At 66.8% G+C, this 7,407-nt stretch carries 6 protein-coding genes; 1 reads left to right on the top strand and 5 read right to left on the bottom strand.

From position 1 onward, the window contains the following. Window positions 1-211 precede the first annotated feature (211 nt). Window positions 212-1,531 (top strand): FAD-dependent oxidoreductase, encoded by a 1,320-nt coding sequence (locus tag HK108_RS17800; protein ID WP_229664252.1) that lies wholly within the window; start codon window positions 212-214, stop codon window positions 1,529-1,531. Window positions 1,532-1,833: 302 nt separating this feature from the next. Here the strand turns inward: HK108_RS17800 and HK108_RS17795 are convergent, their stop codons facing one another. The 5 genes from HK108_RS17795 to HK108_RS17775 form a co-directional block, all read right to left on the bottom strand. Further along, the gene (locus tag HK108_RS17795) at window positions 1,834-2,274 is read right to left on the bottom strand and encodes a hypothetical protein (protein ID WP_229664251.1); all 441 of its coding nucleotides are present in this window, start codon (window positions 2,272-2,274) and stop codon (window positions 1,834-1,836) included. Continuing rightward, window positions 2,271-3,374: an adenosine deaminase gene (locus HK108_RS17790; protein ID WP_181272498.1), complete on the bottom strand. Its 1,104-nt coding sequence runs from the start codon at window positions 3,372-3,374 to the stop codon at window positions 2,271-2,273. Before HK108_RS17790 ends, HK108_RS17795 begins: the two co-directional genes overlap by 4 nt. Before the next feature lie 35 nt (window positions 3,375-3,409). Beyond that, the gene (locus tag HK108_RS17785) at window positions 3,410-4,576 is read right to left on the bottom strand and encodes a BMP family ABC transporter substrate-binding protein (RefSeq protein WP_139470355.1); all 1,167 of its coding nucleotides are present in this window, start codon (window positions 4,574-4,576) and stop codon (window positions 3,410-3,412) included. A 97-nt stretch (window positions 4,577-4,673) separates the two neighbouring features. Further along, window positions 4,674-5,846, bottom strand: a complete 1,173-nt coding sequence (locus HK108_RS17780; RefSeq protein ID WP_139470356.1) for an amidohydrolase — start codon at window positions 5,844-5,846, stop codon at window positions 4,674-4,676. Window positions 5,847-5,996: 150 nt separating this feature from the next. Next, the gene (locus HK108_RS17775) at window positions 5,997-7,106 is read right to left on the bottom strand and encodes a mannose-1-phosphate guanylyltransferase (protein WP_181272497.1); all 1,110 of its coding nucleotides are present in this window, start codon (window positions 7,104-7,106) and stop codon (window positions 5,997-5,999) included. Between the last annotated feature and the right edge of the window lie 301 nt (window positions 7,107-7,407).

The raw sequence follows: 7,407 nt of genomic DNA, 5'->3' as shown, positions 1-7,407 counted from the left end.
GGAAGGGCAGCCGTGGACGTCTGTAGTGCGTGGTCATGGGGGTGTTCCTTCGTTCAGTGGAAACACCCGGTCTGATAGTGCTGGTCAGACCGGGTGTTGCACTAGAACCTAGAAACCGCCGCCCGTTTTGGGTAATCTGCGCACACTTAACGCGTACCAACGGTCAACCGGCGGCGTCGCCACCCGGCGTTCTGCGTGCGACGATGAGTTCATGAAGATCGCTGTCGTCGGAGCTGGAATCGGCGGACTCTCGACGGCCGTGGGACTGCAGAGGGCCGGCGCCGAGGTCACCGTGTTCGAACGTGCCCCCGAAGTGAGGGCCGGTGGTTCGGGACTGTCGATCTTCGCCAACGGGCTTGCCGCACTGGAGTCGCTCGGTCTGCGCGAGGCGTTCGACGCCGTGACCGACTCCAGCGTCGAAGGCTTCGCCGCAGGTCAGCGCCGCGCAGACGGGCACTGGATCGCTCAGGTGCCCGATGATTCGGTCGGTGCGCTGCGCATCGTCGACCGGGCCGACCTCCACCGCATCCTCCTCGATGCTCTGGCTCCCGGGACAGTGCGAACCGGCACCGAGGCGACGGCGACCGGCACCGACGGGACGCTGACTATCAGGGCCAGGTCCGCCGACGATTCGAGCACGATGGAGTCGAAGGCAGAGCGTTTCGACCTCATCATCGGCGCCGACGGTCTGCACAGCCGGGTCCGCACCGTCGTCGACGGTGAACCGGTGGCACCGCGGTACTCCGGGTATTCGGCGTGGCGGGGCATCACCTCGGTGCCGGTGGATCTGTCCGGCGAGGCCGGGGAGTCGGTCGGGCACGGACGCCGCTTCGGCATCGCTCCGCTGGCCGACGGCCGCGTCTACTGGTTCGCTGTGGCGAATATGCCGCAGAACGCGGTCTTCGCCGATGAGAAGGCGACGATCGAGCAGATGTTCACAGGCTGGCACTCCCCCATCGCCGATCTCATTGCCGCCACCCCCGCCGAGGAGGTCCGTCGCACCGCTATCTCCGACCTCTCCCGCCGGTTGCGTCGTTATCACCGCGGCCGAGTCGTCCTCGTCGGCGATGCCGCACATGCGATGACGCCGAACCTCGGTCAGGGTGGCGGTCAGGCCCTCGAAGACGCAGCGACGCTCACCGTCCTGCTTGCCCCGCTGATCAGTAAGTCTCCGGGGCCCGAGGCGAATCGACCCGGGCGGATGGTGGAGCAAGCCGAGATACCAGTCTCCGCTGCAGGTGCGGGAGCGGGCGCAGGTGCTAGAGCGGGCGCAGGTGTGAACTCTGCCGACGATGTGGGCACACGCGCCTCAGCGCCGGCAGACCTCGGTGCGGCACTCAGCCGCTATGACTCGCTGCGGCGTCCGCGGACGCAGTCGATCGCACAGAAGTCTCGGCTGATGGGGCAGGTGTTCCAACTCGAATCGCCGCTGCTGGCGCGGCTGCGCAATGCCGTCTTCTCAGCGGTTCCGTCGCGACTCATCGCCGCTCAGGCTGCGAGCGTCCAGAAATGGTCGCCGCCGACGATGTGATGCTGCCTGTCGGCAGCCACTGGCGCACTGCGGACGGCGCTGTCGGTCGGAATCTGCCCAACTAGCACCGCTGACATGAATTAAGTGTGCGCAGATTGCCCATCAGACGCCGGATTTTGGCAATCTGCGCACAGTTGACGCGTTCTCCCAGCAGCGTCGGGTCGCCCCAGCTGCTTGAACTCGAAAAAACCTGGGTCGCCAACAGATACCCAGCGCAGAACTCAGGTCGCTATCGGATACTTCTCTCGCTCGAAAGTATCCGATAACGACCTACATTCGGACGAGTACCTGCTTAAACACGCCTAGTCGGTCAGCGCTCGGTTGTAGGCGTCGACGACTGCGGGCAGGAAGAAGCCCAAGAGCACGGCGATGGCGGTGACCAGGCAGGCCAGCCCCAGCCACAGGGAACCGCCGATGACGCTGAAGGCGAAGACGATGACGAGCAGCTCGAAGGCGATCGCCGCCGGACGCGCCCACCGATGCAGACGCCAGGCGCCCCGGGCCGCGGCGCCGACACCGGCCGCGAAGATGAGGAACATGACGGCCAGACCGATCAGCGAAGCCGCCAAGGGGCCGGCGGTGATCGCGGTGATGACGAATGACACCGCCGCACCGACCAGGGCCAGCGCCTGGATGCCGAGGGCGCTCACGGGCAGCAGCATCGCCCGTGGGGTCGGAACGCCGTGCCCCTCGGGCTCCGGTGAGGCACCGGACGCTGCGGCCCGGTCATTGTGTGAGCTCAAATGGTCACCCGGGCGAATCCGGGGATGAGGATCTCGTCGAGCATGCGCTCGCGCACATCCAGCGGCAGGAAGGCAGCGGTGATGGCGTTGACCGTCGCCCATTCGAGGTCCGTCTGGTTCCAACCGGCCTCATCGACGAGCAGACGCATCTCACGCGACACGGAAGTGCCGGACATGAGCCGGTTGTCCGGGTTGATGGTGACAGCGAATCCGAGATCCTTGAGCCCCGTGATCGGGTGGCTGGCGATGGTGCCGCCGATGTCGGTCTGCAGGTTGGAGCTCGGGCACAGTTCGAGCGGGATCTGCTGGTCGAGGACCCAGGCGGCGAGGCTGCCGAGCTGCCCCTGGCCGTCGACGATGTCCATGTCCTCGACGATGCGCGCACCATGGCCCAGACGCTGAGCGTGGCAGATCGTGACAGCCTCGTGGATGGATTCCTTGCCGGCGGCCTCACCGGCATGGATCGTCACCGGCACATAGGCCTGGTGCAGGGCGTTGAAGGCGGAGAGGTGCGCAGACGGCGGGAAGCCGTTCTCGGGTCCGGCGATGTCGAAGCCGATGACACCGGAATCCGCGCCCTTCTCACGATGGCGGATGGCCAGTTCGGCGATCGCCAGCGAGTTGTCGGCCTGACGCATGGCCGTGATGAGCTGTCCGACGCGGATGTACTTGCCCTCGGCCGCGGCCTCGGAGACGCCGGCTTCCAGACCGTCCTGGACGGCTTCGACGACGGCGTCGAGTTCGAGTCCGCCTTCGAGGTGCTGTTCGGGAGCCCACCGGGCCTCGGCATAGAAGACTCCGTCGGCCACCTGGTCGAGGACCCATTCCTTGGCCACGCGGCGCAGGTTGTCCTCGCTCTGCATGACCGCCACGGTGTGCGAGAACGTCTCGAGGTAGCGGACCAGGTCACCGGAGTTCGCGGACTCCGAGAACCACCGGCGCAGCGATTCGGCATCGGAGGCGGGCAGGGTGTGACCGATCGAGTCGGCCAGTTCGAGCATCGTCGACGGGCGCAGACCGCCGTCGAGGTGATCGTGGAGGGAGACTTTGGGCAGCTGCAGGATGGGGTCGTCCGATGCGACGCCGGCGGGTACATTCATCACCGTCTCAGCTTATCCGATGCGGCGCGCGGCCCTCATCCTTTCTCCGGGTCGATCTCCCCGCTCTTGATCCGCTCGCGCAGGTCCGTGATTCCGCGTCCGGCGTCGGAGACACGGGAGAGGAATCCGTCCTCGGCGACGATGCGCACTCCCCCGTTGTCGAGGGTGCCCCAATAATGACGGTCGGCGACGCGGAAGCCGCCGATCTCCTCGGGCCCGGTCTTCGGGGCGGGGGCCACCTCGTCGGGGTTCTTGCTCTGCGGCCAGTCGGGGAACATCGTGCGCAGTCCGCGGCGCACGTTCGGCTCCAGGGTGGCCACGATCGCCTTGGAGAACCCGCCGGCGGTGCCGTACCAGACGACTTTCGGCAGGCTCGGTCCCTCATCGTCGCCCTCCGGATCCTCCGTTGCCGCGGTCAGCTCGGTCCGCTTCTCATCCGCCGAGGTGACCACCCCCATCGCGGCCGCCGATCCGAACGGGACGAGCACGTCGACATCGGCATCGAAGGACCGTTCGAAGTAGTCCTTCCCGGCGTCGCGGGTATCGTCGATCGTCCGAGGCGAACCGTTCGCCGAGGCGGCCCCGCCCGAGGAGGGACGATAGGACTCCGCCTTCGGCAGGTCCTCGTCCTTCTCCTTGTTGTACAGGTCGACCCCGGCGTCGAAGGCGGCCAGGATGCGTTCGGACTGCGGGAAACCGTGCGCGACGACGACCCCGACCTTCCCCGTCTCCGAGGCTGTGGCAGCGGTGTATCCCGCGATGAACGCCGGCGGGACGAGGTCGAAGTCCATGCTCAGCACGTTCTTCGGCAGGTCGTCGGTGCCGCTGGAGACCCCGAGGAACAGATCATCGGGGTGGGCGGCGGCGAAGTCCGCGAGTTCGTCCGCTCCCCCGGGTCCGATGACCGTGGTCAGTGCACAGTCGTGTCTGTGCATCCGATCCAATGCCGCCGAGGTGGCCGACCCACCCGAGACACGCTGGCTCGAGGTACCCGAGAAGACCCCGGCCCCACGGGCCAGTTCCGCCTCCTCGAGGGTGAGCGCACCGGCCGAGTGATCGTCGAAGCCGGCCGGAGCCGAGACGAGGCAGCCGAGCCGTTCCTCTTCGAGGGCTTCGGGAGTCGTGACGGAGCAGCCGGTCAGCACCAGGGTGCCCACCGCGGTGAAGGCGGCGATGGAGGTGCTGCGGGTTCGGAGACTCATGACATCAAGATTATCGGCCGGGTAATCAGCGTGGACAGCCGGCGCAGCCGAGCAGCCACCGATCGCTGTCGTTTGGTCGCGGACCGTGACAGGTCGATCAGCGGTCGCGGTCGAGGACCTTGAGAGCGGTGGCGGTGAATACGCGGGCGGCGATCTCCACGGCGCGTTCGTCGATGAGCAGATCACCCTGGTGGATGTCGTAGGTGATGCCGCCGGGTGTGCGGGTGCCCAGCCGGATGAGCGCACCCGGGCAGTGGGTGAGGTACCACGCGAAGTCCTCACCGCCCATGGACTGCGGGGTCAGCTGCACCGAGTTCTCGCCGAGCTCACCGCGGACCGCGGATTCGATGAGGGTGACCTGGTCTTCGGTGTTGACCACCGGTGGGACGCCTCGGCGGTGTTCGAGGTCGACCTCGACTCCGTACGGTCCGGCGATGCGGTCGACGAGCTCGGGCAGCACCTCGGCGACCTGGTTCCAGCCGTCCACGTCGAGGCAGCGCAGGGTTCCGCGCAGAATCCCCTCGCTGGGAACGACGTTCGCTGCGTGACCGGCGCTGATCTCGCCCCACACAAGGGAGATCGCGTGCCGCGGATCGATCAGCCGGCCCAGGGTCGAGGGCAGGTCGGTGGCGAGCTTGCCGAGCGCATAGACGAGGTCTTCGGTCAGATGGGGACGGGAGGTGTGCCCGCCGTGACCGGAGAGGCGGATGATGACCGTGTCGCCGGCAGCGGTGATGGCGCCGATGCGCGAACCGACCTTGCCGATGTCGACGTTCGGGTCACAGTGAACGGCATAGACTTCGGGCACGTCGTCGAGGACGCCCTGGGAGATCACGCGCAGCGCACCGCCCGGGGTGACTTCCTCACCGGGCTGGAAGATCAGTCGCACGCGACCGCCGAGGCCGCCGGGCCGTGATTCATGGATCTTCTGCAGGGCGATGCCGGCGCCGATGAGCGAGGTCAGGTGGACGTCGTGGCCGCAGGCATGGGCGACGCCGGGAACGGTGGAACGGAATTCCTCGTCGATGAGGTCATCAACCGGCAGGGCGTCGATATCGGCTCGCAGTCCCACGGCCACCGGCCCCTCGCCGACCTCGCAGACGACCCCGGTGCCTTCGAGGCGCTGGGGACCCAGACCTGCGGCCTCGAGACGGGCGACGATCTTGTCGGTGGTCTCGAACTCCTGGAAGGACAGTTCCGGATGGGCATGGATGTCGCGGCGGAAATCGATGAGTTCTGCACCGATCTCAGCGATTGTCGAGCTGATCACGTCGGGTCCTTCAGGGCGGGGAGGTCGGGGATGGGCGATGTCGAACATTTCAAGCAATGCTAAGCACTCGATGTCATAAATGTGCCCATTGCGACCAATTTCGACATACTTCGCAGTTCGATCCCCCACGCCCGGGGGCGGCCCAGCGACTCAGAGCAGTTCGTCGAGTCCGCGCTCACCGGCGACGGACACTGCCTTCTTCACGTCCTGGGCGTGCGAGCGGGAGGTGATGAGCAGGACGTCGTCGGTGTCGACGACGACGAGGTCTTCGAGTCCGACGATCGCCACGGTCCGCGGTCCTTCGGAGAACACGACCCCCGAGGCATCGACCTCGAGCAGGTCGGTGTTCCCGCCGATCGAGATCACTCCGCGCGGCTCCCCGGGCACCGGCTGCCGCAGGCGGGCCACCGAGTCGAAGTCGCCGACGTCGTCCCAGCCGAAGTCACCGGGGATGACGATGACACGACCGGCCGCGGCCGCGGGCTCGGCCACCACATAGTCGATGGCTCGCTTCTCCAGTCCGGGCCACACAGCACTGAGGACCTCGTCGTGGTCAGGAGTGTCCCAGGCCTCGGCGATTCGGGCCAGTCCCGAATAGAGCGGCGGGTCCTCCTCGGCGAGGATGTCGAGGAGGGAGGACGCCTTGGCGATGAACATGCCCGCGTTCCAGCGGTAGCGTCCGGAATTCACATACTGACGGGCCGTGCTCGCCTCCGGCTTCTCCGCGAATGCCAGCGCCCGCCTGGCCGTGGGCGCCCCGTCGAGCCCGAGCAGCTCACCGGTCTCGATATAACCGTAGGCGGTGGCAGGATTGCGGGGCATGATGCCGATGGTGACGATGTCACCGGTCTCCGCGGCAGCGACGGCCTGGTCGATGACGAGACGGAATTCGTCGACGTTCGTGATCGAATGGTCGGCGGAGAACGAACCGACGATGGCGTCGGGGTCCTCGCGGGCGATGATCATGGCCGCCAGTCCGATGGCGGCGGCAGAGTCCTTCGGGGACGGTTCGGCGATGATCTGGGCGCGAGCGATATGCGGCAGCTGCTCGGCGACCTGGTCGAAGTGACTCTCACCGGTGACCACCCAGACCCTGTCTTCGCCGACGATCGGCGCGACCCGGTCCCAGGTGGCCTGGATGAGGCTGCGGCCGAGGCCGAGGACATCGTGGAGGAACTTCGGCGTCGCCCGGCGAGACAGCGGCCACAGGCGCGTTCCGGATCCGCCGGCGGGGATGATGGCGTGGAAGTGCGTGTTCACGATTTCAGTGTCTCAGAATTCGGGCACACCTTCCCCGAGGTTGCCCGCCGTGTCGGATGAGCCGATCCCCAGGGATCCGGTGGGGATCTCCCCACCTCAGAGCCGCCTCGGGGATGGTGCACCTGAGTTCCCGGGCCGCCCGGGTCAGGACGGGAGCGCAACAATTTAGAGCACACGACTGTGATGTAATTGAAATTTCGTGAGACGCGAAATCCCAGTTTTGAGGGAATTGCCAGGGTTGCGGTGTGATCCGCGACGCTCAGCCGTGTCTCGACTGGCACGGAAGCGGTCTTCGGCGTAG

The sequence above is a fragment of the Brevibacterium sediminis genome, from assembly GCF_013623905.1.
In the GTDB taxonomy this organism is placed as follows: domain Bacteria; phylum Actinomycetota; class Actinomycetes; order Actinomycetales; family Brevibacteriaceae; genus Brevibacterium; species Brevibacterium sediminis.
Note: the sequence above shows the minus strand (reverse complement) of the source record. Positions and strands in the feature narration are given on the sequence as shown.